The sequence below is a fragment of the Pseudovibrio denitrificans JCM 12308 genome, assembly GCF_001310815.1.
GTDB lineage: Bacteria > Pseudomonadota > Alphaproteobacteria > Rhizobiales > Stappiaceae > Pseudovibrio > Pseudovibrio denitrificans.
This window is the reverse complement of record NZ_BAZK01000004.1, coordinates 108,791-134,565: the sequence shown is the minus strand read 5'-3', so window position 1 is coordinate 134,565 and position 25,775 is coordinate 108,791. Positions and strand designations below refer to the sequence as shown.

The following is a 25,775-nucleotide window of genomic DNA, read 5'->3' as shown; positions in this document are numbered from 1 at the left end:
CTCCGGCTTCAAATCATCTGCTAAGCAAGATCTGCTTATTTTGCAGTAGCGTCGGTGATGCGACCAGCCAGTTTTGGCTCGTATGCACCGCCCTGTGCTTTCAGGAAGTCAGCAAGTACGAACTCGAGGCCTGGGCCGTAGTCGTATGCGTTTTTACCTTCTGCGGAGAAGATCTTGTAGCCGTCGCCACCGTTACGAACGTAGTTGTTGGTTGCGATCTTGTAGACTTTTTCTGCGTCGATTGCAGAACCGTCTTCCAGGGTCACTTCAACAATACGCTCACCAGCAGGCTTGGAAGCGTCGAAGGTGAACTTCAGACCAGCAACCTGTGGGAAGCGGCCAGCGCCTTCTTCGATCTTGGACAGACCGTTTTCCAGAGCGTCTTTGATGAACTTACCCTGAAGGTCGAAAGTCGCCAGAGTGTTCTGGAACGGAAGAACTGCCAGAGCTTCGCCCATGGTTACTTCACCAGCGTCGATAGATGCACGCAGGCCGCCACCGTTGGTGATTGCAATCTGAACGCCCTGATCTTTGGTTGCGTCGAGCATAGCGTCAGCTACGAGAACGCCCATTTCACACTCACGTGCGCGGCAGGACTTACGGTCACCATCGATAGCAGCAGTTGTGTTGCCGATAACTTCGGTGCGGATTTCATCAAGTGGACCAGCGAGTTCTGCGATACGAGCCTTGATAGCTTCGTTCTCAGCAACTTCTTTATCCATGATGATTGGCTCACCAACAGCTTCGATCACGTCGCCATTGTCGTCGAACTTAACGTTCAGCTCGCCAAGGAACTTACCGTATGCGTATGCAGATACGATCGCAGCTTTCTTACCGTTTGGAGCTTCAACCCAAGTTGGGTATGGGCCTTCAGCACGGTCGGAAGTGTTGGACAGATAAGTGTTGGTGTGACCACCAACGATCACGTCGATACCGTCAACAGCAGCAGCGATTTTCTTGTCCACGTCGTAACCGGAGTGAGACAGAACAATGATCTTGTTCACGCCCTGCGCCTGAAGTTCAGCAACGTGCTTGGTTGCAGCTTCGATTGGATCGTAGAAGGATACGTGCTCACCTGGGCTGGACAGCTCGTGAGTGTCATCTGGTGTCAGGCCGATGAAACCGATTTTCTCGCCGCCACGCTCAACGATAGAAGTTGGCTTGAGAACGCCGATCAGCTTGCCTTCTTTAGAGAAGTCAGCGTTTGCCAGCAGTACAGGGAAGTTTACGATGTCCATGAAACCACGCAGAACTTCTGGGCCATCATCAAATTCGTGGTTACCAACGGTCATTGCGTCGTAACCGAGAGTGTTCATGAACTCAGCTGCAGCCTTACCTTTGTAGTAAGTGTAGAACAGAGAACCCTGGAACTGGTCACCACCATCAACCAGAACGGAGTTTTTCGCAGCAGCGCGGCGTTCTTTAATTGCTGTTTCCAAACGAGCAGTGCCACCCAAACACTTGCCCTTTGCATCATCCTTTGAGGAACAAGTAGAGTCGTACTTGTTGATTGGCTCAATGCGGGAATGGAAATCATTCGTGTGCAAAATTGTCAGATCAAATTCTGCCATAGCCGGTGCAGAAACACCAAAAGACAACAAAAGCGCAGTTGCGCCCAAGAGATGCTTTTTCATAGGTCTTGCCTTTTTTCAATTGCCCCAAGCAATTTAACGAGACGGCTACGCGAGAATCTCTATATCCGCGCAAACCTCCCAAGAACACGCTCGGTACAATTGCCCATAACTGTGACAGGCACAAGACTAAAGCAGATATATTTCGCCATCTAATTGAAAAAAAATTCAGAGCCTGACTTTTTTATCGCTTACCTATCCGGCACCTGTTGCAAGGGGTAGGATTGTTGAGAATCCTTTTAATATATCAACTTCTTGGCTCAACAAATCAGAGGTAGAAAACACCGAAAATAGGTAAAAATTGTCGAAAAAAATCTTCAATTTTTCGAAATATTTATCCCCAAATGCTCAGTGCAGAATACGTGGATCTTCTAGGTCAGAGATTTCAGATTCACTGAACTCTTCCTCAACTGCAGGTACGGAATAATGACCACTCAACCACTTGTTGAGATCCACTTGCTTACACCTGTCTGAGCAAAACGGCTTCGTCGCTTCCTGCGTCGGCTTTTCGCAGATCGGGCATTTTGCGGATGGCTTCTTCATCATCTCTCTCAACTGCTGGTTTTGGTCTTCGCAGATATGGCTGTTTGCCTCTCCGGCTCAGCGGAGTATCTGCCAGAGCCTCTAGCCAGAATTCGCAAGGACATCAAGAGATAATCTCAGGCCACTTCCGAGGTTTTGTCGATTTTGGAATAAAGACAGCTCCCCGACCTCTTCACAACTGCAAATTATCTCCCAAATTTAAGGTGTTAATCAGTTTAGGTGCAAACAACTTTGCAGCTGCTAAAGTTCGGACTAAGATTACTCATAGGCAGGCACTTTTAAGTATGCGCGTATCCTTGCCCAACAACCGGAAGCACTTTGTCGGGATACGCCATGAGTTCTTTATCTATTTGAAAGTATCTCGCGAAAACCGGGGAAGCGTATAATGAATAACGAAGTTTCTTGGATCCTTACAGCGCGCCTGGCCACTGCAGAACCAAAGGTCTTTGAAGGATTGATGGTTGAGATGGTGAAATCTGTCCAGCAGATGCAAGGTGATACCACAGCCTATGTCTGGTACCTGTGTGAGGACGGGCAATCCTGCGAGATCTTTACAAGCTTCAAGGACAGCAACTCTGCCCTGCTGCATCTGACGTGGTTCTCGAACACCTACGCCAAGCAGTTCATGGACACGCTGCATCCAACGGGTATGACCGTTTATGGCAAGCCAACACAGGAGCTGCGAAACGCTCTTGCGAGCCTTTCACCGCGATATGTTCAGACTGTTGGAGGGTTTGCGCGTTAGCCCTGCTGTTTAGGCAGCAGGAACAGCGTCTTCATCCCAGGCCTTCTGTGTCGGATAGCCAGCGGACTGCAGAAGGTTTGCAGTCTCCAGCAGCGGCAATCCTACCACGCTTGGGTATGAACCAATCACACGGGCGATAAACGCGCCTGCGAGGCCCTGAATAGCATATCCGCCTGCTTTCCCGCGCCACTCACCAGAAGCGAGGTACTTGTCCGTGTCATTTGCAGACAAACGGCGGAAACGGACGCGGGTTTCAACCAGCTTGGTGCGGACCACGCCATCCGGCATGTTCACGCATACGCCGGTGTAGACCTTGTGCATACGGCCAGACAGCAACTGAAGGCAAACACTGGCCTGCTCTTTGCTCTCGGCTTTAGGAAGGATGCGGCGCCCGACTGCGACTACGGTGTCAGACCCCAGGATGATGGAATGTGCTTTTTCTTCATCCCGGTCGATCAGGACACGAGCCGCGGCGGCTTTGCCGCGTGCAAGTCTTTGCGCCAGCGCGCGCGGGCTTTCCCCACGCACAGGCGTCTCATCAATGTCTGCAGGTAGAAGGAAATCCGGTTCAATACCAATCTGCTGAAGTAACGCCAGACGACGTGGTGACCCGGAGGCCAATACTAGCGGCAGTTCTTTGGTCATATGCCAGTTCCCCGATAGAATTACAGACCAGAGCTCAACCAAGGCAGGTTCATCATGAACCCGCGCTCAGTGGATCGCTTACTTGTAGCGATAGGTGATACGACCCTTTGTCAGGTCATATGGTGTCATTTCCACGAGCACTTTATCGCCAGCCAGAACGCGGATACGGTTTTTGCGCATACGACCAGCGGTGTGAGCGATAATTTCGTGATCGTTTTCAAGTTTCACACGAAAAGTCGCATTTGGAAGGAGTTCGACGACGACGCCTGGAAACTCCAGCATTTCTTCTTTAGCCATTAGGATTCCTGATTTGTTAAATGGAATTTTCGCGGAACCTACCGGATAACTCGTCAAAAGTGAACAGGCTACCTCCATTTCTTGGAGGGCAGTTTCACGAGTTTTACCGCATATTTCTTGTTTTTGGGTGGAAAACACATGCAAAGGCCACGCGTAGAGCGTTTTCAGCAGCTTATTGCATGCGCTGTTCAATCTTCCGCTTCAGTGTATCACGCACCGCACGATAGGCATCCATGATCTGTGCGCGGCTGCCCGTTGCCACTGTCGGGTCGATTGTGGGCCAGTACTCAACATCGACGTGCTGGGTGCGTGTCAGCTCCAGTGCCATGTGATGCGCTTCCGGTGCCAGCGTCACGATGAGGTCGAACCCCTCCTCCGCCAGATCCTCGAAGGTCTTGGGATGATGGTTGCTCAGATCCATTCCCAGCTCGTCCATTACAGAGTCCACGAAAGGATCTCGCTCGCCTGCGAAGACGCCGCAAGAGCGGGTGTAGACCTGTTTTGGATACAGCAGCTTGGTCAGCCCCTCCGCCATCGGGGAGCGTACGGCGTTCATTCTGCAAATAAACAGGATCGAACTTGGCCGTGACATAAACTCGGCCATCCTTACCCCCGATGCTGCAAGGCGCAAATAAGCGTAAACAGACGTCGGGCAGTTTGATGGTCGATGGTGATTTTCCCCTTCAGGCGCTCTTCCAATATGCAGGCACCGTCGTCGTGCAGTCCACGGCGCCCCATATCGATGGCTTCAATCTGCTTGGGAGAAGCACTTCGAATGGCATCGTAGTAGCTCTCACAGATCATGAAGTAGTCTTTGATAATCTTCCGAAAAGGCGTGAGCGAGAGGATATGAGTTGCGATTTCGCTGCCCATTTCATCTCGAATTCCAAGCACAAGCTTGCGCTTGATCATCGCAAGATCCAGTCGGTACGGGCCCAGATCGGGCCCGACCGGAGAAAACATGTTTTCCTCTACCAGATCAAAGATCGCAATTTTCCGCTCGCGCTCGACGTCCTTGTCAGCGCGCACAATCGAATCCCGGTCAAGAACCACCTCAAAGAGGCGTTCTCCTCCTTGTTGTCTCTGTTCTTCGTTTACAGGGACTTCCTTGTTCATCGAGCGATCTTTTCCCTACTGGATCAAGTGACTAGTGATTTAAGCGAATTGAGACTGAACGTCCATGTGCCTGCAAGCCCTCGACCTCTGCAAGGGTGACGGCTGCCGGGCCTATCTGCGCTAGATTTTCCGGGTTACAGCGCAGGAGCGATGTTCTTTTCACGAACTCCAGCGTGGAAAGACCAGAGGAGAAGCGAGCAGAGCGCGCCGTTGGCAACACGTGGTTGGAGCCGCCGACATAATCTCCGATTGCTTCTGGTGTGTACCTACCAACAAACACAGCGCCAGCGTTTCTCATTTTCGGCAGCAGCGCATCCGGATCATCAACGCAGAGCTCAAGGTGCTCTGGTGCAAAGCGGTTGGATAGCACCATGGCATCGTCCAGATTATCGACGGTGATGATGGCGCCGAAGTCATTCCAGCTCTGGCGGGCTACGTCTGCTCGTGGCAACGTGGTCAGCTGACGCTCGACAGCTTCTTCAACGGCTTGTGCCAGTTCTTCACTGTCAGTGATGAGAATGGACTGCGCGACCGGATCATGTTCAGCCTGAGACAATAGATCGACAGCGACCCAATCCGGGTTATTGTCTTTGTCTGCTACGACGAGGATCTCGGAAGGGCCAGCGATCATATCGATGCCGACAGTGCCGAATACACGGCGCTTTGCTGCGGAAACGAATGCGTTGCCCGGGCCAACAATCTTGGAGACCGGTGCGATTGTTTCCGTGCCATATGCCAGTGCACCTACAGCTTGAGCACCACCGATGCGGTAAATCTCAGAGACGCCAGACATTTTGGCAGCAGCCAGCACAAGTGGGTTCAGCACGTTGTCCGGGCTTGGAACCACCATCACGATCCGCTCAACGCCCGCTACCTTTGCAGGGACAACGTTCATGAGAACGGAGGATGGATAACTGGCAAGGCCGCCAGGTACATAGACACCAACAGCTTCCACTGCAGTCCAGATTGCACCCAGTTCTACGCCAATTGCGTCTTTATAGGTGTAGCTTTCCGGTAGCTGCTTTTGATGGTGGGAACGAATACGATCATGGGCAAGCTGCAATGCTTCCAGTGTTTCAGCAGGGATCTGAGCAACAGCTGCTTCAATCTCCGCTTCAGTTACTTTTAGCTCGTCCATAGATTTGGCCGACATACGGTCAAACTTGTTGGTGTACTCGAGCACGGCCGCATCACCGCGCGTTTCGACATCATGTAGGATGTCGCGCACGATATGATCCACATCCTCTGAAGTTTCCCGCTTGCTTCCAAGCAGGGCACGAATTTCTTCTTCGAAACCTTCAGACTTTGAGGAGAGCTTTATCGCCACGTTATCGTTCCCAATTTACTTTTGTTCTCAGAGAACTACTGCCTCTGAGGTGATGTTCCATTTTTTCGAATTGCGGTCCAAGCCTTTAAGTTGTGCCGGGATTTTACGAAACTATCCCGCGCTTTCCAACTAGCCTTCCAGATGATGTTCGGGTCTGTTATCGGTTTCCCAGACAGAGCCCAGATCAGCAAGCTGTGCTTCGATGCATTCGATGTTTGCTGCAATAGCAGCCCCACCGGAAAACTCAAGCTTCAACTGACCAGCCGGCGCATTTGTCTCTTCAAACAACACACAGAGCAAAGACAGGACCATGTCTTTGTTTGTCTGGTTGATTTTTTGTGCTTTGACAGCATCAACGCGAGAGATGGAGAGCACAGAACGTGCGCGCATGCGTCTCTTCTGATTGTTTGCGTCTGTTTCCCAAAGGTACCGATTCATTGTGAGAACCAGACGACGTTCGCCAGGTAAGTACTTGATATCCGCGAGTTTCAGAACACTGTCCTGCACCATGGAAGAGATGACTTGCAAGTCTTCCTGATCCAGTGCCATCAGCTTCATCGGTTTTACCTGTTCCATATCGATCCCTTGCAGAATTTCCTAGGCCCGCGCACCGTACATAAGCGCGAGACATCCTTACTATTACAACAATTTACAGAAAAACATCTATGAATGAACGCAGCAGATTTCAAGCTTGAAGGTACGGTCCGTCTTCTTTGAGAAATTCTCCATGAAAAAACCCGGCCTGAAACAGACCGGGTTCACATCTTTTGCGCTCTGAGTATTAAGCAGAGATGCGCTCAATGACTGCGCCGCAGCGGGAGAGCTTGTCTTCCAGACGCTCAAAGCCACGATCCAAGTGATAGACACGGCTGACCGTGGTCTCACCTTCAGCAGCAAGGCCTGCGATCACGAGAGAAACGGATGCGCGCAGGTCTGTTGCCATAACCTGAGCACCGCGCAGAGTTTCGACGCCCTCGATGGAAGCGACCTGCCCGTCCAGAGTAATCTTGGCACCAAGACGTGCCAGCTCCTGAACGTGCATGAAGCGGTTTTCGAAGATATTCTCGGTGATCTTGCTCACGCCTTTGGAGCGTGTCATGAGCGCCATGAACTGTGCCTGCAGGTCCGTTGGGAAGCCTGGGAATGGTTCTGTGGAGATATCAACCGGGCTGATACCTGCACCGTTGCGGCGTACTTTGAGACCCATGTTGGTCTCAGTGATCTCAGTACCGGTCTGACGCAGAACGTCCAGCGCGCTTTCCAGTAAATCGCCGCGTGCACCTTCCAGCGTGACTTCACCACCTGTCATCGCAACAGCCATTGCGTAGGTGCCAGTTTCAATGCGGTCAGGAATAACCGGGTGACGATGTGCGCCGAGCTATCCACGCCCTGAATATGAATGGTGTCTGTACCAGCGCCTTCGATCTTAGCGCCCATACCAATCAGGCAGTTTGCGAGATCTGTGACTTCTGGCTCCTGAGCCGCGTTTTCAATCACGCTCTCGCCTTTTGCCAGTGTCGCAGCCATCATAACTGTGTGGGTTGCGCCAACAGACACTTTAGGGAAGACAACACGACCGCCCTTCAGGCCGCCTTTTGCTTCTGCCTGAACATAACCGCGGTCCATCTCAATATCAGCGCCGAGTGCTTTCAGGCCGTCGATAAAGAAGTCTACCGGACGGGTACCAATTGCGCAGCCACCTGGCAGAGAAACGCGCGCGCTGTGCATGCGGGCGAGCAATGGGCCAATGACCCAGAAGCTTGCACGCATTTTGGAAACCAGCTCGTAAGGAGCCGTGGTGTCGACAATGTTGCTTGCATTCAGGTGAATGGTCTGGCCAGTCATTGTGTCCTGACCAGCGCGCTTGCCATCTACAGAATAATCAACGCCATGGTTGGAAAGAATCTGAGTGAGCAGCGCGACATCGCGCAGGCGGGGCACATTCTCGAGTGTCAGTGTATCTTCGCAGAGCAGTGACGCGATCATCAAAGGCAGCGCAGCATTCTTCGCGCCTGAGATCGGAATAACACCATTTAGCTGATTACCACCAACAATACGAATTTTGTCCATATTTCATAACCCCAATAAAGCCCGCAGAGGGAAACGCAAATTTGAAGAGGAATTGATTGTGCCCACTAACATCAGCGCTATGGCATAAACAAGGCGTCACTTTCGCCCTGCTGCTTCCCCAACGGTTTTCCCCAATAGATCCTACTGATATTTCGCAATTAGCAGGATATACGAAGTCCGCAGCGTCTTACCTCGTCAAAACCCTTCAGTTTCTGACGAGTTTTACATGTATTTCTAATTTAGCGAAAAATTGCTAGATTTTTGCTTAACGCCCTTTTTCACGCCCCAACGCGTATGGCGAGCAAGCTCAATCTTCGTCAGCGCTTCGCTTTGCAGCTTGTTTTCTGCGGCGCAGATTTGCGCGCAAGGCTTCAGCCAATCGATCAGCCTTCGGATCGTTTTTTGGCTTGGATGCAGACTTTATCGCCTTATCCTCGCCTTCTGTTTTCTTTGAATCTGTCATGCGCAACTGGTACACGAGGTCGCGATTGAAGCCAAGTGCCCTAATATACGACAAGTGCATGGCAATGCTCTCATTTCGTTGTGTTATTCAGTTTCCACAGAACTGCCAATAAAACCTCTTGCAGGTTTAAAAAGGTTATGACATAAGCCTCCTCGTTCCGAGGGCAGCGCCCACGGAGCACTTACCTCGTTGCAAAAACGCTGGTTTGGAAGATACAAGAAGCGCTTAACTGCTTCATATTTATGCGATGCTGCCGTAGCTCAGGGGTAGAGCACTCCCTTGGTAAGGGAGAGGTCGAGAGTTCAAATCTCTCCGGCAGCACCATTCTTCTAAAGGCGATGCACACATTCGGCGCGCTGCCGTAGCTCAGGGGTAGAGCACTCCCTTGGTAAGGGAGAGGTCGAGAGTTCAAATCTCTCCGGCAGCACCATTCTTCTTCTACATTGTTAGATTTTCCGCACTGAATTCGCTGCGTCTTGCTTTTGCATTTCCCCAAAATGAGAAATCAGATTTTAAAAAATCACAGATTTTTAGAACAGCTTGCAACTCTGCCGTGAGCAGATGCTGTTATCCTCACAAGTTCGCCAGGTACGCACTAGCACTTATCAACGCTAATCCATCGATAATCCAAAGGCCTTACGAAACATTCGAACTTTGCAGGACACTTAAATATCACGGTATGGAAATAAAATTCCACTGCGCACGGCTGCACCCTGGCTGCCTCAACGGCACTGTGTCTCAGATACAACGTGCCACAATTCTACCAAATTTCATCTTGGGGTTGGTTTACATATGGCGGCGGTCCTGCGACGTTTCTGTGGTCTTGGGGGCGTATTGGGGTAGTTTTCCAACATCCGTTTTTGCGGAACCGGGGAAGAGGATATGCCTCCCAAGCGCACTTGCGCGAGCTCTTGTGCAAGTGTCCACTGATTTTCATTTTGTTGGAGTTTCAGGAGGTGAAAATGGATCAGGCAGTCATCGAAGCGGATGTTCCCGCAGCTGCAACCGGCAAGTTTACTGAGGCAGAGCTACAGATGCTCCGCTACCAGCTCGAAGAAGCAGAGTTTGCGCAACTCATTCGACTAGTTTCCAGCCTTCCCTCGGAAAAATGGGAAAAGGCAGTCGAGGCCCTCACCTCACTTTAATGCTCTTCGCGTTCATTTCTTTACACGCGCTGCACATCAAGCCTTAACGCCCACCTATCCCTCTCCGAATATCGGGGTTGCTGTCAGGGGTACATGGATCGCATAACAGGCTACCACCTTGGAGGCAGGCTGACGCCTCCGAGGAGGCATTTCAATTTCATAGATTATTAGAAAAGCTGATCAGACCATTGCAGAGTTTGCGTCTGTCAGAACCTTGTTTCCATCCCAGTTTTTCTTGTGCCCGCGGATTTCGCGCGGTGCCGGACCGAAATAACCAGCTGTTTTCACAAAGTCTCTTGGCTGCAGGATGATCGAAGCGATGCGCTGGTAGAGCGCTTTTGCCGAGATCGGCTTACAGAGCAGCTCATGTATACCCAGTTTTCTGGCTTCAATAATACGGCTACGCTCTGTGTGCGCGGTCACCATAATGATTGGGATATAGGCATATGGATTGTTCTGGGTACGGATCATGCGAACCATATCCGCACCGTCGAGGATTGGCATAACCCAGTCGAGAATCAGGATATCCGGGTTCGCGCGATCCATCGCTTCAAGGCCTGACGCTCCGTCTTCCGCCTCAACGATCTTACGGGCACCAAACCCCTGGAGCATTGTCCGCAGAATCGTGCGCATGTACGCACTATCTTCAACCACCAGAAATGATAAGGATGAGAGGTCTATACTCACGCAGTCATGCCCCGGTCACTTGACGCAACCCAATTTAATTAGAACAGAAATTCAGTTATTAGTTACAAGGTGTGGCAGAGAACATAACAAATTGCAAGACTGCCCAATTATAGTTCTATGTCAAAGACTGTCTCTGCGATATAGATAGGCTGATATGCGTTAGGTGAAAATATCCTTTGATAAATCCGCATTTCCATGGACCGCGTCAATGTGTCCTTCGACAGGGATAAGGATTATCGCTAAGTTTAGGCTAACTCTAAAGTATCGCCGAATAATACCGCCGCAATATAAGGGGCAAAAAATGGACTACCAAAATATCTTCAATGAGGCGATTGCTTCTTTGAAGGATGAAAAACGGTACCGCGTATTTGCTAATCTCGAGCGCATTGCAGGGCGTCACCCACACGCACTCTGGCGTAAAGAAAATCAAAACCTCCGTGAAATCGTCATTTGGTGTTCGAACGACTACCTGGGTATGGGTCAACACCCTAAAGTGATTGAAGCCATGACAGAAACCGTTCAGCGCATGGGAGCAGGCGCAGGCGGTACGCGTAACATCTCGGGCACGAACTACCCTCTGGTACAGCTTGAGGAAGAACTCGCTGACCTGCACGGCAAAGAAGGCGCTCTGGTGTTTTCAAGTGGTTTCGTCTCCAACGAAGCCTCCATTTCCACCATTGCAAAACTGCTGCCTGATTGTCTGATCCTGTCCGACCAGCTGAACCACGCTTCCATGATTGCGGGTGTTCGCGGCGCAGGGACTTCCAAGAAGGTATGGCGCCACAACGATCTTGAGCACCTTGAAGACCTGCTCAAGGCTGCTGGCAATGACCGCGCAAAACTGATCGTGTTCGAATCCGTGTACTCCATGGATGGCGATATCGCACCGATCGAGCGCATCTGTGATCTTGCCGACAAGTACAATGCGATGACTTACATCGACGAAGTGCATGCTGTTGGCATGTACGGTCCACGCGGCGCAGGTATTGCTGAGCGTGATGGTGTGATGGATCGTATCGACATCATCGAAGGTACACTGGCAAAAGCATTTGGTGTAATGGGTGGTTACATCACCGCTTCTCAGACCATCATTGATGCGGTTCGCTCTTATGCTCCGGGCTTTATCTTCACCACTGCTATTCCTCCAGGACTTGCTGCAGCTGCAACAGCTTCCATCAAGCACCTGAAAGAATCCGGTGTTGAGCGTGAAGGCCAGCAGCGTCAGGCACAGCGCACCAAGGACGTACTGAAAGCAGCAGGCTTGCCTGTGATGCCTTCTGACACGCACATCATTCCGGTCCTCGTGGCTGATCCTGATCTGTGTAAGCAGGCAACCGACCTTCTTCTTGATAAGCATGGCATCTACATTCAGCCAATCAACTATCCAACCGTTCCACGCGGCACAGAACGTCTGCGCATCACTCCGGGCCCTGTCCATAACGACGCCCTGATTGATCACCTGCGCGACGCACTGGTTGATGTATGGCAGACCCTTGAGTTGCCATTTACCGACGCTCCAGCAGAAGAAGAGCTGGACGCTGCACAAGGTCAGGCTGTTTATCAGTTTGCTGGCGGCTAAGCGCCAACACATAGAAACACCAAAAGGCCGGCGCTTTCGTCGGCCTTTTTTGTTGCCCTCACCCACCAATAAAAAAGAGACCTGAAGCGGATCGCTTACAAGCCTCTCATTGATCTGTTCTTTTCGCTAAATACAGCTGGTAACTGATTAGGATGCCTTGCGCTTGGCAGCTTCCACAGGTGTGCTGTTTTCCTGCAGATCACCATCATCCAGAATACGCCACTTCGGCCCTTCCATATCATCGTACTGCCCTGCACGCAGAGACCATAGGAACGCTACCAAACCTGCGCCACCAAGAACCAACGCAACCGGGATAAGGTAGATTAAGACTTCCATAGTGCTGCTTAGGCCTCCTGGCTCGGCTGGGATGATGTGCCTGCAATCATTCTCAGGCGTACTGCATTTAGCGTCACGATAATCGAAGAACCCGACATAGCCAAGGCTGCAACGAGAGGTGTGACAAAACCTAGCACCGCAAATGGCACTGCAATCAGGTTATAGATGACAGAGATGGCAAGATTCTGGTTCATCACCCAGCGCGCTTTCTGGGAAATTATCAGAGCGCTCATGACTGGTGCAAGACTATCCCCCAGGAACACAGCATCTGCTGCAGCCTGACTGACGTGAACAGCAGATACTGGTGAGATGGAGACGTTTGCAGCTGCCAGGGATGGTGCATCATTAAGGCCGTCACCGACCATCAGCACTTTCTTACCTTGAGCTTTCAGCTCTTCAATGCGGTCAATCTTGTCCTGAGGTTTCAGACCAGCCTTCCAGCTCTCAACGTCAAGTAGATCAGCAGCATGCTTCACTGCACCTGCATGGTCACCGCTGAGGATCTCAATCGCAAAGCCTGCATCTTTCAGCTTCTGAATGGTCTCAACCGCCCCTTCCCGCATAAACTGGCCAACAGGGAGAAGATGAGCCGCCTCATCTCCCATCTGAAACGCAACGAAAGATGCATCCGGATGCTGCTCTTTCGCCTGAGCGAGTTGCTCTTCTGAAACACCGCAGAATGCGGGAGAGCCCAGCTTTACTTGCACGCCGTCAATCTGCGCCTCAACGCCTTTACCCGCTAGTTCCTTCGCATCTGGCAAGCTTTGCTGCGCGCCAGTGGCTCTTGCAATGGCCTGAGACAGTGGATGTGACGAAGACAGTGCCAGACGGCCAGCCAGCTCTAACTGCTCTGCTGAGAGCCCATGCTCTTGTGAGAGCGATGCTTCCGGAAGGGTTAGGGTACCAGTCTTGTCGAACACGATGGTGTCGACACTTGCTAAGCGCTCAATAGCATCGCCAGCATTCAGCAAGACACGTTCATTAAAGAACAATCCGCTGGCAACGACCTGAACCGCAGGGATCGCAAGGCCGAGCGCACATGGGCATGTGATAATCAGAACCGAGATAGCGATGACCAGTGCTGGCTGCCACGCCATGCCAAGCATGATCCAGCCGATCAGGGTCAACAGAGCGGCTGCATGAACCACAGGCGCATAGAGCTGAGAGGCACGGTCAGCGATGTGAACGTACTTGGAACGGCCTTCCATGGCTGTTTCGAGAAGCTTGTTCACCTCATCCAGCAATGTGCCTTTGGCAGCTGCGGTGACTTCAATCTCCAGAACACCATATGTGTTCATGGTACCAGCGTAGACAAGATCCCCTTCCCCAACAGCTTGCAGCAGAGTTTCACCTGTTACGAGGCTCTGGTCCACTTCAGAAGTGCCTGTCGCAATCCGACCATCTACGGAGATGCGCTCACCAGCGCGGACAAGCACACGATCACCAACGGCAAGTTTGGAGAGCGGTACATCGAGCGTGCTTCCGTCGTCCTGGATCTTCGCTGCACTCTCAGCTTTCAAAGTCGCGAGATTTTCTGCAAAAGAACGCGTTTTTCTGCGCATCAAATGATCGCAGTAACGACCCACCAGCAGGAAGAACAGGAGCATCACAGCACTATCGAAGTATGCGTGCTCGGCTTCTGAAATGGTTTGCCAGACTGAAAGACCAGTTGCGAGCAACACTCCAATCGTGATCGGCACGTCCATGTTCAGACGGCTGGTCTTGATTGCCATATAGGCACTGCGGAAAAAGATACGCCCGGAATAGACCACCGTTGGCAGCGCGATCAAAGCTGAGATCCAATGAAAGAATGCACGGGTTTCATGATCGATATCAGAGGCATTGCCGGACCAGACGGAGATCGACAGCAGCATGATATTCATCGCGGCAAAGCCGGAGACCGCGAGGGCTCGCAGGATTTCTTTTCCGACGGCATCACCACGAGATTTTACCTGTGCCGGATCAAAGGGATATGCCTTGTATCCGAGCTTTTGCAGCATATCGACGATGGGAGACGGGTTGGTTTTCTCCTCATCCCAATCTACGGAGAGCCGGTGGGATGACAGGTTTACGCGCGCTTTTTCAACGCCATCCAGCTTCTGGAGGCCGCGTTCAATTTCGTACATACATGCAGCACACGTAATACCGTCGACAGCAAGGTCCATATGAGCCTTGCCATCGTCCGTATTTGTTACGAATGCAGCCCAATCCCTCTCAGGCGCAGACATAGCAATACCGCCTTACTCAGCGAAGAAAGTCTTATTTTTGGAACGGAAAATCGGCAGCGCTTTATCGTTTCGGTCTGCGATTTCTACGATGACGTTCCAATGGCCAGCACCTACACCAGATGCATTGGCGACATATTCACCCGCTGAACGCTCAGACAAAATGAGATCCTGATCCGCTGCGGTGATTGTTGGGCGATGCAGTTTTACGGTGACGGCTTCGCCAGTAATTGGTGCGCCAGCCTTGTCTTTTGCAATTACCCGAATGTGAGCGGAGCCATCACCATTGCGTTCAATGACAGCATCTACGCTCCAGTTGAGTGCGGCCTGAGCTTTCGCCTTGGCAATTTCTTTGTTGTAGCGTTGGCTAACTTTATAGGAGCTATCTACTTCCAGCCCAGGAAATGTATCGATCGCGATATAGATCATCACGGCATTCATAGCAGCAATTGCACCGAAGAATGCGATGAGGCTGAACAGAACCGTGCGGCCAGTAATCTGCCGAGGTTTGCGCGGAGACTTGTGGTCTACAGCCATTGTCATATCCTAGCTCCTTCTTGCGGCTCTTTTGATGGGGAGAGTCTCGCCATTATGACCATTTAAGTGATAAGGGGCGTACCCCTCATCACGCAAGTTTAAATAGGTAGTTTTACCTCAAAGGGCTTCTATTTACCCGGTGCCCGGAAGAAGTCGCTCACAACAGTGGTTTCACCGGTCTCGCTGTCGATCAGCTTGAAGCTCATCGGCTTGGAACCTGGAAGCTCAACACCCGCAGGTGAGAACACAAGCGCACGAACAGAACGCGTGGTATCTGCATCCACTGTCAGGGTGATCTTCGTGTCCTTGGTAAGGTCCGCAGCACTCTTATGAACACCAACCACTTCAAGTGTAGTGCCTGCTGGCATACCTTCAACACTCAGAGTGAACGCCTGTTCCTTGTTGTGCTTGTTCAGAAGACGGAGTGCATAGCCGTTTCTGAAACCGCCATCACTCTGCTGAACGTAGAGCGGGTTACGGTCGTGCACGACGGACAGATCTGTCATAGAGCGGTTGAGCTGCATGTACAGCATCACACCGGCGATCGCAGCAATGATTGCAGTGTAGATCACGGTACGTGGACGGATCAGGCGATAGACTGCCTCTTCACCTTTCTCGCGGCGCTCAATGTTGATGTCGGTGTCATATGCAATCAGGCCAGTTGGTTTGCCAACCTTGGTCATGATCGAGTCACAAGCATCGATACACAGGCCACACTGAATACAATCGAGCTGCGCGCCCTTACGAATGTCAACACCGGTTGGGCAAGCGTAGAAGCACTGATTACAGTCGATACAGTCACCAGCTGGCAAACCTTCTGCGAGACGTTTCTTGCTTTCTTTGAGGTGCCCACGTGGCTCACCACGGTCGTAACGATAAGTTACGTTCAGCGCGTGCTCATCAGTCAGAGCGGCCTGAATCCGTGGCCAAGGGCACATGTAAACACAGACCTGCTCGCGCATGTGACCTGCCAGCGAATATGTGGTGAAGGTCAGAATGCCGATCCAGACATATGCAGACATTGCTGCCTGTCCGGTTGCCAGGTCATAAACAAGGGTTGGTGCGTCAGCGAAATAAAGAACCCACGCCCCGCCGGTCCACCAGGCAATCATCAGCCAGATAAAATGCTTCGTTCCCTTTTTGAGAATCTTTTCAGCATTCCAAGGCTGCTTGTCCAGTGCGATCCGTTTGCGGCGATCGCCTTCAATCATGCTTTCAACGCGGAAGAAAAGGTCGGTCCAGACCGTCTGCGGGCAGAGGTAACCGCACCAGAGACGACCTGCGATTGCGTTCATCAGAAACAAGGCAACAGATGCAATGATGAGCAATCCGGCAAGGTAATAGACTTCCTGAGGCCAGATTTCGAGAAAGAAGAAGTAACCTCTTTTACGTTCGAAATCGACCAGAACAGCCTGATCCGGGAGCAAAGGTCCCCGGTCCCAACGAATGAAGGGGGTAAAGTAATAAATTCCAAGGGTAATAAAAAGAATTGCCCATTTGATTTTACGAAAACGGCCTTTTACCTCCATGGGGTAAACTTTGGCAGCTGACGCAAACCAGGACTCATCCTCTTCGTTATCGATGGGTTCAACTTGGCTAGACATAACGTCTTCCTCAGTTGGCGATGTATTTGTGCAAGTGAAGCGAGGGCACTTGCGCGTCCTCGCTTGTTTTTTATTTTAGCGAATAAAGAGAGTTTACTGACCGCCGCCGAGAGAGTGAACGTACACAGCCAGAGACTTGACTGTTGTTTCACCCAGACGATCGATCCATGCAGGCATCACACCGTGGCGCGGTGCATTTACCTGCGCAATGATGTCATCTACAGATTTGCCATAGAGATAAGTAGGTGCCGTCAGGTTTGGAGATCCTGTTTCTATATCACCCTTAAGATTGTCCATATGACAAGCTGCACAGTTCTCTTCATAGATAACTTTACCAGCTTCCAGATCTACGCCGTCTTGCGTTGGAAGACCTGCAACTGAACCAACATAGTTGGCAACCTGAACGATCTCTTCTTTTTCGAGCAGTTCATCACGACCAAATGCAGGCATTTCTGCAAAGCGGGATTCGTCATGTTCTGAACGAACACCGTAAGAGATGGTGGTTGCCAGAGTGTCCAGATCGCCACCCCAGATCCAGCTGTCGTCCTGAAGGTTTGGATAGCCTTCAAAGCCAGTTGCGCCGGTACCATGACAAGGTGCACAGTTGTCACCGAATGCCACTTTACCCTGAGCACTCGCATACTCGAGCAGTTCTGGTGTGTTGAGGATCTCATCCAGAGACGCTTCAAGAAGCATCTTGCCGGTTTCGGCGCGTTCTGCAGCAGCTACATTGAACTCTTCAGTCGCAACAGCACGCTGGCTGTAATCCAGAAGACCCTTTGTATAACCGTTGACCAACGGCCAGCTTGGCATCAGGACCCAATAGATCACTGACCACACGATGCTGCCGTAGAACATGTAGAGCCACCACTTCGGAAGCGGGTTGTTCAGCTCTTTCAGGCCATCCCATTCGTGACCAGTGGTTTCGACACCCGATACCTGGTCAATTTCCTTTTTATGTTCAGCCATTAGTCGTCCTCCCGAAGCGGGATCTGTGAAGCATCGTTAAAGCGCTCCCCATTGCTTGGCCAGCAAGCGTAAAGAATTACGCCTGCGAAAATGGCCATGAAATAGAGGAGACCACCAGTTTGCGCGAAGTGTGCGAGGGCGGTGTAAGTCGCGTCCATCATCGCCTCCTTAGCGCAAGTTTGCTTTTTCGTCGTAGAGGCTAAAGTCTACGAGTGTGCCAAGCATCTGTAGGTAAGCCACCAGTGCGTCCATCTCAGTCACTTCTTTAGCATTGCCATCGAAGTCACGGATGAGAGCACCTGGGTAACGCTCTTCGAAGCCTTCTGCCGCATCGCTGTCAGGCTGAGCCTGAGCTAAGAGGTCTACTTTAGCGCTTGCGATCTGCTCTTCAGTGTAAGGAACACCGTAAAGTGCATTCACTTTGAGGTGGTTTTCGATCTCGATTGTAGAAAGCTTAGCGTCCATCAGGAATGGGTAGCCAGGCATTACAGAAGTCGGAGATACGGAACGTGGATCAACCAGGTGATCACGCTGCCACTCATCAGAGTACTTGCCACCTACGCGAGCGAGGTCAGGACCAGTACGCTTAGAACCCCACTGGAATGGGCGATCGTACATGGATTCCGCTGCCAGGGAGTAGTTGCCGTAACGCTGCAGCTCATCACGCATTGGACGGATCTGCTGTGAGTGACAAGCGTAGCAGCCTTCACGCACGTAGATGTTACGTCCAACAAGCTCAAGCGGGGTGTAAGGGCGCATACCCTCAGTTTTTTCGATCGTGCTCTTCAGGTAGTAAAGAGGAACGATTTCAACGAGACCGCCGATTGAGATCATGATGACGATGCCAATAATCAGGATCAGCGAGTTTTTCTCGAAGATTTGGTGTTTTTTCCAAGCAGACATTCGTGATCTCCCGATTATTCCGCTGGCGCCATTGCAGGCTGGCCTGCAGCTTCGGTTTCAACTTCTTCGCCTGCACGAACTGTCATCACGAGGTTGTAAACCATGATGAGAGCACCAGAGAGGAAGAGAAGACCACCGAATGCACGCATGACGTAGAACGGATACATCGCATCCACTGTTTCGATGAAGGAGTACTCAAGGAAGCCCAGCTCATCGTACGCACGCCACATCAGGCCCTGCATGATACCGGATACCCACATGGAGCAGATGTAGAACACGATGCCAGAGTAGAGATCCAGAAGTGCCAGTTAACGAGACGCAGAGAGTACAGAGCCTTCTTGTTGTAGAGCCAAGGAACCAGGCAGTACAGAGCACCGAAGGAGATGTAGCCAACCCAGCCGAGCGCACCAGCGTGTACGTGACCAACAGTCCAGTCAGTGTAGTGTGACAGGCCGTTCACAGCGCGGATGGACATGAGAGGACCTTCGAAGGTCGCCATGCCGTAGAACGCTACAGACACAACCATCATACGCAGAACAGGGTCAGTACGCAGCTTGTCCCAAGCACCGGACAGGGTCATCAGACCGTTGATCATACCACCCCAGGACGGCATCCAGAGGATGATGGAGAAGGTCATACCAAGAGTAGACGCCCACTGTGGCAGTGAGGTGTAGTGCAAGTGGTGAGGACCAGCCCAGATGTACAGGAAGATCAGTGCCCAAAAGTGAACGATGGACAGACGGTAAGAGTATACCGGACGCTCAGCACGCTTCGGAATGAAGTAGTACATGATCGCCAGGAAGCCAGTTGTCAGGAAGAAGCCCACTGCGTTGTGGCCGTACCACCACTGAACCATCGCATCCTGAACACCAGCCCAAACGATGTAGGACTTAGTGGAGTAGATGCTTACTGGCAAGGATGCGTTGTTGAACAGGTGCAGAACTGCAATTGTTACGATGAACGCAAGGTAGAACCAGTTTGCCACATAGATGTGGGACTCTTTACGACGCCAGATGGAGCCGAGGAAGGTGAGCAGATAGCCAACCCAAACGATGGTCAGCAGCCAGTCCGCATACCACTCTGGCTCAGCGTATTCTTTACCCTGAGTTACGCCGAGGAGGTAACCGGTACCCGCAACAACGATAAAGAGGTTGTAACCGAGGACTACAAACCATGGGGCGATTGTACCAGGCAAACGGGCCTGACAGGTGCGCTGCACAACGTAGAATGAAGACGCGATAAGAACGTTACCGCCGAATGCAAAAATAACAGCTGAAGTATGCAGCGGACGAAGACGCCCGAAATTGATCCATGGCAGGTCAAAGTTCAAAGCTGGGAATGCCAGCTGAGATGCAATGATCACACCTACCAGGAAGCCCGCGATACCCCAGAAAACAGATGCCCACGTTGCAAATTTAACAGGAGCCATATTGTAGTTTGGCTTACCGTTAATTTCCAGCGGTGCAGGCGTGTTGTTTCCGTCGAAGTATCGGCGAAAAATGAAGAAAATACCGGCCAATGATGCTAGTGCAATCAATGCGGTATGAAATGCCAAGACCTGATCCCAGGTTTTCCCTGCAATGACCAGACAGAAAATCGCTACCGCGAGAAGAAGGAGGGAAAATCCGCCTTCCTCGAGCGACAGATATCTGACTTTCCGCTCACCCATGATGTTCGCCCCATATAAAGTAAACAAGTTCGTCCAGATAGGACTACCTGACCGTAGTTCTATGGGTGGCAAATTGCCCCGCCCTTGATACATGTCAAAAAGAACTCGAACAAAAAAAATAAAATTACTCTAATTCGCAAGTACACCCCTTATTTTGGGGTTTTCGTCATATATTACATATAATTAGCCCGAGATGCGTTGTTTTGGCGCAGCTTGAAGCGTGTTTTGGCGGGCTCGGTATAAATTAGCGTATTTTGATAGGTAAATCAGCGTAGGCACGCATACATAGAATCATGGTGAGCTGGATAAGTTCCTCGCGATATTCTGCAGCGCACAAAAGCACCGCTGCGATATGCGTCTTAGGTCGCACTCTGCGCCCTCGCCTCATCTGCCGGATCAGCGGAAACAGGCCCCAGCACATATCTTATGACGATCGGCATGAAGGCCAGAAGCCCCATGAAGCGAGCCAATTGATGGGTGGCCACAAACACCGGATCGATATCCAGCAAGATCGAGATGAGAAGCATGGCCTCCATGCCACCGGGCGCAAATGACAGAAAGACCTTATCGAAGGAGATCTCGAGAGCCCATGAGGTGACCACAGCTCCACCTAAAGCGACCGAAAGGCTGATAGCAAACACGATAAGCGAGGTGCCCAGCATTGGCTTTAAGGCGTTGCGATCCATCTTACCGATGTAGAGACCAACATTGGTGCCCATTAGTATATAGCAGGGCGTCGCTAGCCATACCGGAAGCGCGAACTCCAGCATGCCCGTTGAGTTGAGCGCAGCACTGGCGAAGAAGGCACCGGTCAGCATTCCCGCAGGTGCTTTTAGCTTGAGAGCAGCATACCCGCAGACAGCGCAGATCAGCAATGCGAGGACAAGTTGAAGCCCATCCCCCAGGCTCATTGCATGATTTGCCTCCGTGAAGATGACCTCTTTGCCCTCAACAACACTGGAGATGATCAGAGGCAGGACTGCGATCAGGAGAAAGAGGCGCACGAGCTGGACGATCATAATGCGATCCATTGGCGCTCCCCTCTCCTGCGCGAGAGCAGCAGTCATTCCCAATGCACCCGGCAGGCCTGCAAAGAAGGCTTCATCCCGCCCCCACCTGCATTTCTTATGGGTGTAGAGGTAAACGCAGGACGTAATGCCACTCACGACAGCAACTAGCGCCAACATAGAGAGCGGCCATAAGGCAGCACCTGCCCAGAAGTCAGGTGAGACAGCGGATCCCATCGCTGCGCCAATGAAGATGAAGTTGGCAGAGATCAGGCCTTTGGGGAAGGTGAAGCTGTTATCTTTGAGCAAGGGAAGAGAAATAGATTTGGCGAGAACAACAGCTACCATCGGTCCGGCAAGAAAACCGGCAGGAAGTGACAGTGCTTCAAACGCAGCAGCTCCCGCTCCGCCGAGCGCCAAAACACCTAGTAATGTCAGAATGTCGTTTTTACTCACTAGCTTACCTCTCAGCGTGGGTCATTACAGAAGAGGTACAAAGCAAAATTCATATGATCAATCTTGATTCAATCAATCAATATATCATTTCAATCATAGAGTTTAGAACTGTTCGCAAACAGCTGCGAATTGCTTGAAGGGACTTGAGTTTTTTAAAAACTCAGTGATGTTGACAGGGATCAAAGTTCAATTAGTCCATTTGCGTATGGTAGCGTCATGACCGATCTAGAGCAAAAATATGCGTCTTTGAACGTACCTCGTTATACCTCCTACCCAACTGCCCCTCACTTCAGTGAAGCAGTGACGCCATCTCTTTATGGAGAATGGCTGGAGAGTATTCCTCGTGACACCCCACTGTCGCTGTATCTGCACGTGCCGTTTTGTCAGGAAATGTGCCATTACTGCGGATGTAACACCAAGGCGACGCGCAAGATGGCGCCGGTGCTTGCGTATGTGGAGTTGATGCTCAAAGAGATTGACCTTGTGCTGAAGCGTTTGGGCACAGGTCGTGAGGTTCACCATATCCATTGGGGTGGCGGCACACCAAGCCTTGTCCCTCGTGAAGCTTTTCTGAAGATCGTCGACAAGCTGAAAGCCAACTTTGTCTTCTCAGAGGATATTGAGCACGCAATCGAGCTCGACCCAAGAACAGTTGGCGACTATCTGGCTGAAACCCTCAAGATGGCTGGCATCACACGCACCAGTCTGGGTGTTCAGGACTTCGATGAAGACGTTCAGAAGCAGATCGGCCGTATCCAGCCTTACAACACAGTGAAGAAAGCAGTGACTGCCCTTCGCAATGTTGGGCTGCACGATATCAACTTCGACCTGATGTATGGTCTGCCGGGGCAGTCTGAAAAGACGATCCGCGAGACTGTTGAATACACCAAGGAACTTGCACCTGGCCGTGTTGCTCTGTTCGGTTATGCGCACGTTCCGTGGTTTAAGAAGCATCAGCAGCTGATTAAAGAAGAGAACCTGCCGGGTGCGAATGAACGTATCCGTCTTTCTGACGTTTCCCGCGATGCGCTCGTTGAAGCTGGCTATGAAGTGATCGGTCTGGACCACTTTGCTCTGCCAACTGACGAAATGGCGATTGCTCTAAAGGAAGGCCGTTTGCGCCGCAACTTCCAGGGCTACACAACAGATACTGCTGACACTCTGATCGGTTTTGGCTGCAGCTCCATCGGCTTCCTGCCACAGGGCTACATTCAGACAACTCCATCTGCTCGCGAATGGGAGCGTATGGTGGTTGATGATGTTCTGCCGATCAAGAAAGGCATTGCTGTCGACAAGGTAGATCTGTGCCGCGCAGAGATCATAATGCAGCTGATGACCTACTATGAGGTCGATTACGCAGCTACCGCTGAAAAGCACGGCCTGCCGGTTAGCGAGTTCGCCAGCATCCCAGCGGATATGCAGGAAATGATTGCAGACGGCGTAGCAACACTAGAAGGTACTGTTGTGACCGTGACAGATGCGGGCCGGCGGTATGTGCGCGTGGTTGCTGCTGCGTTTGACACTTACCTTGCCACTCAGCAGGCACGGCACTCCGTCGCGGTTTAAGAGCGACGACATACCAGAACGAAAGAAGCGGCCTTTGCGGGCCGCTTTTCTTTTTGCAGACATGCTGACAACAAAAAAGGCGCTGAGCGTGCAGCGCCTGTTTCCTTTTCTAATTACGAATGCTCTGCGGTGAGCACCCTGCCTAAGCTCAGCTTAGTGCATACCGGTCAGCTGACAGATGCCACAGATGTTGGTGATGTGGATGCTGTCCTGCTTTTCGACTTTGATCAGACCGCGACGCTTCAGCTGAGAAATCACGCGACTGACGGTTTCGATGGTCAGACCAAGGTAATCTGCAATTTCCTGACGTGTCATGGACAGAGCAACGGTTTTGGTATCTGGCTTACCTTCTTCATTTGGGCCTGTGCAGCCGTGTCCACCACGGTTTGGTACCAGGCTCATCAGGAAGGTAGAAACACGCTCCAGAGCAGACTTACGGCCCAGCAGAACGGTATGCTCGTGGAGGATTTCCATCTGGGAGAGCAGACAACGGTTTACGTAGTGCTGCATCATCGGAGAAGTAGAGATCTCACGGCTTTCAAAGACCTGAAGCTCAACTTCGGTCAGAGCTTCCGCGGTGCAGTCAAAGAAGTCGCGATTGGAGAAACCGAGCATATCCCCTTCGCGCAGAATGTAGACCACCTGGCGGCGACCATCTGGAAGCAGTTTGTAGAGCATCATCACTCCACGAACGACTTCATAGAGGCGCTCTGCCTTGTCACCTTCATAGAAAAGTACATCGTGCGCGGACAAGCGCTGCTTACGACCCAAGTGCTTTTCCATTACTTCTGGCTGCCTGAAGTTTTCCTGACAACCGTTGAATGGTGCCTGGCCATCAAGGTCGCTAAGCTTTGTCAATGTGGCCGATACCATAATCCCTCCTCGCGGAAACCTCCGCAAACATCGTGCCTGGGCAAGTAGCGAGAACTATTCGTTTATTCTCTAAATGCCTCTTGGCCATGACAAGCATCCGTCATTGCTTGCCTGACCTGTTGATGCAGATTTACTGATTAGAATGCAACGTCTAAATACGCATTAAAACTTATGGAGCAGGTTCATATTTCAGTAATTTGATCTGAAACAAATGAAATTTTGCGTTAGATCAAGTTTACACGTAATCCAATAAATCCTGTTCTTTCAATGGCTTACGAACAACTGGTGTTGAGCTAATTTTTGGCAGTTCCCGCGTGATCTTCCAAAGAGGCTGACCGCTGATTGCGACAATTTGTGGCGCCTCATCCAAAGCGGCAACCTTCTCAATCAAGTCAGATCCCGCGAGTCCAGGCAGGTGCAGGTCAACGAAAACGGTGTCATCTACACGCGGTGATGCATCTGAGAGAAACGATTCTCCGTCTGCAAACGCGGTGCATGTGAGATCAAGGCTCTCAAACATTTCCGCAATTGCATCGCGTACAGATACATCATCTTCAACGATATAGATCACAACAAACCCCAGCGTTGTTCTCGTAGCTCGAGAGACAAAGCACAATAGGTGCAGCACTTTGTCTCACCAGCCACCATAAACAAGCGCCGGGGTCTTGTAATGCGTAGTAACACGCGGGAATAACAAGATTGGCCGAAAGTATAGCCGGTCATTCCCTATTAGTTTGCGCTACATCAAGCAGCTGGAGGCTCACCTGTGAGGACGATGCGAACGAGGTCCGCAGCATTACGTGCACCAAGTTTTTCCATGATGCGCGCACGGTGAACTTCTACAGTACGTGGAGAAATCTTGAGGTTTCTGCCAGCTTCCTTGTTGGAAGATCCTGCTGTGATTTCGGTCAGAACCTGACGCTCACGAGGTGTCAGAGTTTCTGCACCCGGGAAGGTCATTGTGTTCGCACCACTCGCCTGTGCAGTTCTGGAAACTGCTTCACGAACGCGAGAGATGATGGATTCTACGTCGAATGGCTTTTCAATAAAGTCGTAGGCGCCAGACTTGATCGCCTCAACAGCCATTGGAATATCGCCCTGACCGGAAATAATAAAGATTGGTGCTGGGAAGTTCTCGCCGTTCAGGCTTTTCAGAATATCAATACCTGACCGTCCTGGCATATGAACATCAAGAAGTACGCAATTTGGCGTCTCTTCTTCTACCCCACCAAGAAACTCTTCAGCGTTCGCAAAGGATTTTACGCGAAACCCTTCTGTTTCAAACAGTAGAGAAAGCGCGTCGCGAACCGCTGGGTCATCGTCAACAATATGGATCACAGACGGCATTGTCATGATTGCTCAGGTCCTTATTCTTGTTGTTC

The 25,775-nt window shown here is 51.3% G+C and carries 25 protein-coding genes, 2 tRNA genes and 2 pseudogenes; 6 read left to right on the top strand and 23 right to left on the bottom strand.

Annotated features, from left to right (window positions below):
- Positions 1-35: 35 nt before the first annotated feature.
- Both JCM12308_RS06015 and yacG read right to left on the bottom strand, forming a co-directional pair.
- Positions 36-1,634, bottom strand: a complete 1,599-nt coding sequence (locus tag JCM12308_RS06015) for a bifunctional metallophosphatase/5'-nucleotidase (protein ID WP_054783145.1) — start codon at positions 1,632-1,634, stop codon at positions 36-38.
- 345 nt (positions 1,635-1,979) lie between these two features.
- The gene (gene yacG / locus JCM12308_RS06010) at positions 1,980-2,174 is read right to left on the bottom strand and encodes a DNA gyrase inhibitor YacG (protein ID WP_208609080.1); all 195 of its coding nucleotides are present in this window, start codon (positions 2,172-2,174) and stop codon (positions 1,980-1,982) included.
- Positions 2,175-2,559: 385 nt separating this feature from the next.
- Here yacG and JCM12308_RS06005 point away from each other — a divergent pair, with 385 nt between their 5' ends.
- Entirely contained in the window at positions 2,560-2,919 is a 360-nt protein-coding gene (locus JCM12308_RS06005) for a hypothetical protein (RefSeq protein ID WP_008549628.1), read from the top strand.
- Positions 2,920-2,928: 9 nt separating this feature from the next.
- Here JCM12308_RS06005 and JCM12308_RS06000 read toward each other — a convergent pair whose 3' ends face one another.
- From JCM12308_RS06000 to JCM12308_RS05965, 8 genes and pseudogenes are all read right to left on the bottom strand, one after another.
- Positions 2,929-3,564 carry a Maf family nucleotide pyrophosphatase gene (locus JCM12308_RS06000; protein WP_054783143.1) on the bottom strand — a complete coding sequence of 212 codons (636 nt, stop codon included), beginning with the start codon at positions 3,562-3,564 and terminating at the stop codon, positions 2,929-2,931.
- 78 nt (positions 3,565-3,642) lie between these two features.
- Positions 3,643-3,861, bottom strand: a complete 219-nt coding sequence (gene infA / locus JCM12308_RS05995; RefSeq protein ID WP_008549604.1) for a translation initiation factor IF-1 — start codon at positions 3,859-3,861, stop codon at positions 3,643-3,645.
- A gap of 172 nt (positions 3,862-4,033) precedes the next feature.
- Complete coding sequence (locus JCM12308_RS05990) at positions 4,034-4,465, bottom strand: arsenate-mycothiol transferase ArsC (RefSeq protein WP_037036921.1); 432 nt, start codon at positions 4,463-4,465, stop codon at positions 4,034-4,036.
- A 2-nt stretch (positions 4,466-4,467) separates the two neighbouring features.
- Complete coding sequence (locus JCM12308_RS05985; RefSeq protein ID WP_008549968.1) at positions 4,468-4,977, bottom strand: UPF0262 family protein; 510 nt, start codon at positions 4,975-4,977, stop codon at positions 4,468-4,470.
- Between the two features lie 31 nt (positions 4,978-5,008).
- Positions 5,009-6,304 carry a histidinol dehydrogenase gene (hisD, locus tag JCM12308_RS05980; RefSeq protein WP_014284484.1) on the bottom strand — a complete coding sequence of 432 codons (1,296 nt, stop codon included), beginning with the start codon at positions 6,302-6,304 and terminating at the stop codon, positions 5,009-5,011.
- 129 nt (positions 6,305-6,433) lie between these two features.
- Positions 6,434-6,880 (bottom strand): DUF2948 family protein, encoded by a 447-nt coding sequence (locus JCM12308_RS05975; RefSeq protein WP_014284483.1) that lies wholly within the window; start codon positions 6,878-6,880, stop codon positions 6,434-6,436.
- Between the two features lie 205 nt (positions 6,881-7,085).
- Positions 7,086-8,374 (bottom strand): annotated as a pseudogene (murA, locus tag JCM12308_RS05970) (UDP-N-acetylglucosamine 1-carboxyvinyltransferase).
- 307 nt (positions 8,375-8,681) lie between these two features.
- Positions 8,682-8,837 carry a hypothetical protein gene (locus JCM12308_RS05965; protein WP_164845262.1) on the bottom strand — a complete coding sequence of 52 codons (156 nt, stop codon included), beginning with the start codon at positions 8,835-8,837 and terminating at the stop codon, positions 8,682-8,684.
- 249 nt (positions 8,838-9,086) lie between these two features.
- Here JCM12308_RS05965 and JCM12308_RS05960 point away from each other — a divergent pair.
- The 3 genes from JCM12308_RS05960 to JCM12308_RS05950 all read left to right on the top strand — a co-directional run bounded on the left by JCM12308_RS05960 (position 9,087) and on the right by JCM12308_RS05950 (position 9,982).
- A tRNA-Thr gene (locus JCM12308_RS05960) sits at positions 9,087-9,161 on the top strand.
- A gap of 31 nt (positions 9,162-9,192) precedes the next feature.
- Positions 9,193-9,267, top strand: a tRNA-Thr gene (locus tag JCM12308_RS05955).
- Positions 9,268-9,799: 532 nt separating this feature from the next.
- The gene (locus JCM12308_RS05950) at positions 9,800-9,982 is read left to right on the top strand and encodes a hypothetical protein (protein ID WP_054783288.1); all 183 of its coding nucleotides are present in this window, start codon (positions 9,800-9,802) and stop codon (positions 9,980-9,982) included.
- A 180-nt stretch (positions 9,983-10,162) separates the two neighbouring features.
- Here JCM12308_RS05950 and JCM12308_RS05945 read toward each other — a convergent pair whose 3' ends face one another.
- A complete protein-coding gene (locus JCM12308_RS05945) occupies positions 10,163-10,636 on the bottom strand; it encodes a response regulator (RefSeq protein WP_014284480.1) in 474 nt (157 codons plus the stop codon).
- Between the two features lie 334 nt (positions 10,637-10,970).
- Between JCM12308_RS05945 and hemA the strand changes: the two genes are divergently transcribed.
- Entirely contained in the window at positions 10,971-12,248 is a 1,278-nt protein-coding gene (hemA, locus tag JCM12308_RS05940) for a 5-aminolevulinate synthase (protein ID WP_008550049.1), read from the top strand.
- A gap of 147 nt (positions 12,249-12,395) precedes the next feature.
- Here hemA and ccoS read toward each other — a convergent pair whose 3' ends face one another.
- From ccoS to JCM12308_RS05895, 9 genes and pseudogenes are all read right to left on the bottom strand, one after another.
- Entirely contained in the window at positions 12,396-12,584 is a 189-nt protein-coding gene (gene ccoS, locus JCM12308_RS05935) for a cbb3-type cytochrome oxidase assembly protein CcoS (RefSeq protein ID WP_008550004.1), read from the bottom strand.
- 8 nt (positions 12,585-12,592) lie between these two features.
- Positions 12,593-14,812 (bottom strand): cation-translocating P-type ATPase, encoded by a 2,220-nt coding sequence (locus JCM12308_RS05930; protein WP_054783141.1) that lies wholly within the window; start codon positions 14,810-14,812, stop codon positions 12,593-12,595.
- A gap of 12 nt (positions 14,813-14,824) precedes the next feature.
- The gene (locus JCM12308_RS05925) at positions 14,825-15,352 is read right to left on the bottom strand and encodes a FixH family protein (protein ID WP_054783140.1); all 528 of its coding nucleotides are present in this window, start codon (positions 15,350-15,352) and stop codon (positions 14,825-14,827) included.
- A 122-nt stretch (positions 15,353-15,474) separates the two neighbouring features.
- Positions 15,475-16,875 carry a cytochrome c oxidase accessory protein CcoG gene (ccoG, locus tag JCM12308_RS05920; RefSeq protein WP_054783287.1) on the bottom strand — a complete coding sequence of 467 codons (1,401 nt, stop codon included), beginning with the start codon at positions 16,873-16,875 and terminating at the stop codon, positions 15,475-15,477.
- Positions 16,876-17,043: 168 nt separating this feature from the next.
- Complete coding sequence (gene ccoP, locus JCM12308_RS05915; protein ID WP_008550041.1) at positions 17,044-17,919, bottom strand: cytochrome-c oxidase, cbb3-type subunit III; 876 nt, start codon at positions 17,917-17,919, stop codon at positions 17,044-17,046.
- A complete protein-coding gene (locus tag JCM12308_RS05910; protein WP_037037069.1) occupies positions 17,919-18,077 on the bottom strand; it encodes a cbb3-type cytochrome c oxidase subunit 3 in 159 nt (52 codons plus the stop codon). Before JCM12308_RS05910 ends, ccoP begins: the two co-directional genes overlap by 1 nt.
- Positions 18,078-18,087: 10 nt before the next feature.
- On the bottom strand, positions 18,088-18,822 hold the full coding sequence (gene ccoO / locus JCM12308_RS05905; protein ID WP_054783139.1) for a cytochrome-c oxidase, cbb3-type subunit II: 735 nt from the start codon (positions 18,820-18,822) through the stop codon (positions 18,088-18,090).
- A 14-nt stretch (positions 18,823-18,836) separates the two neighbouring features.
- Positions 18,837-20,491, bottom strand: a pseudogene (gene ccoN, locus JCM12308_RS05900) (cytochrome-c oxidase, cbb3-type subunit I).
- A gap of 359 nt (positions 20,492-20,850) precedes the next feature.
- The gene (locus tag JCM12308_RS05895) at positions 20,851-21,954 is read right to left on the bottom strand and encodes an AbrB family transcriptional regulator (protein WP_054783138.1); all 1,104 of its coding nucleotides are present in this window, start codon (positions 21,952-21,954) and stop codon (positions 20,851-20,853) included.
- Between the two features lie 216 nt (positions 21,955-22,170).
- On the opposite strand from JCM12308_RS05895, the gene hemN reads away from it, so the two are divergent.
- A complete protein-coding gene (gene hemN / locus JCM12308_RS05890) occupies positions 22,171-23,520 on the top strand; it encodes an oxygen-independent coproporphyrinogen III oxidase (protein WP_008549883.1) in 1,350 nt (449 codons plus the stop codon).
- A 153-nt stretch (positions 23,521-23,673) separates the two neighbouring features.
- Here the strand turns inward: hemN and JCM12308_RS05885 are convergent, their stop codons facing one another.
- The 3 genes from JCM12308_RS05885 to JCM12308_RS05875 form a co-directional block, all read right to left on the bottom strand.
- Positions 23,674-24,393 (bottom strand): Crp/Fnr family transcriptional regulator, encoded by a 720-nt coding sequence (locus tag JCM12308_RS05885; RefSeq protein ID WP_008549988.1) that lies wholly within the window; start codon positions 24,391-24,393, stop codon positions 23,674-23,676.
- Between the two features lie 235 nt (positions 24,394-24,628).
- A complete protein-coding gene (locus JCM12308_RS05880) occupies positions 24,629-24,964 on the bottom strand; it encodes a response regulator (protein WP_008549773.1) in 336 nt (111 codons plus the stop codon).
- Between the two features lie 173 nt (positions 24,965-25,137).
- A complete protein-coding gene (locus JCM12308_RS05875) occupies positions 25,138-25,740 on the bottom strand; it encodes a response regulator transcription factor (protein WP_014284474.1) in 603 nt (200 codons plus the stop codon).
- Positions 25,741-25,775 lie beyond the last annotated feature (35 nt).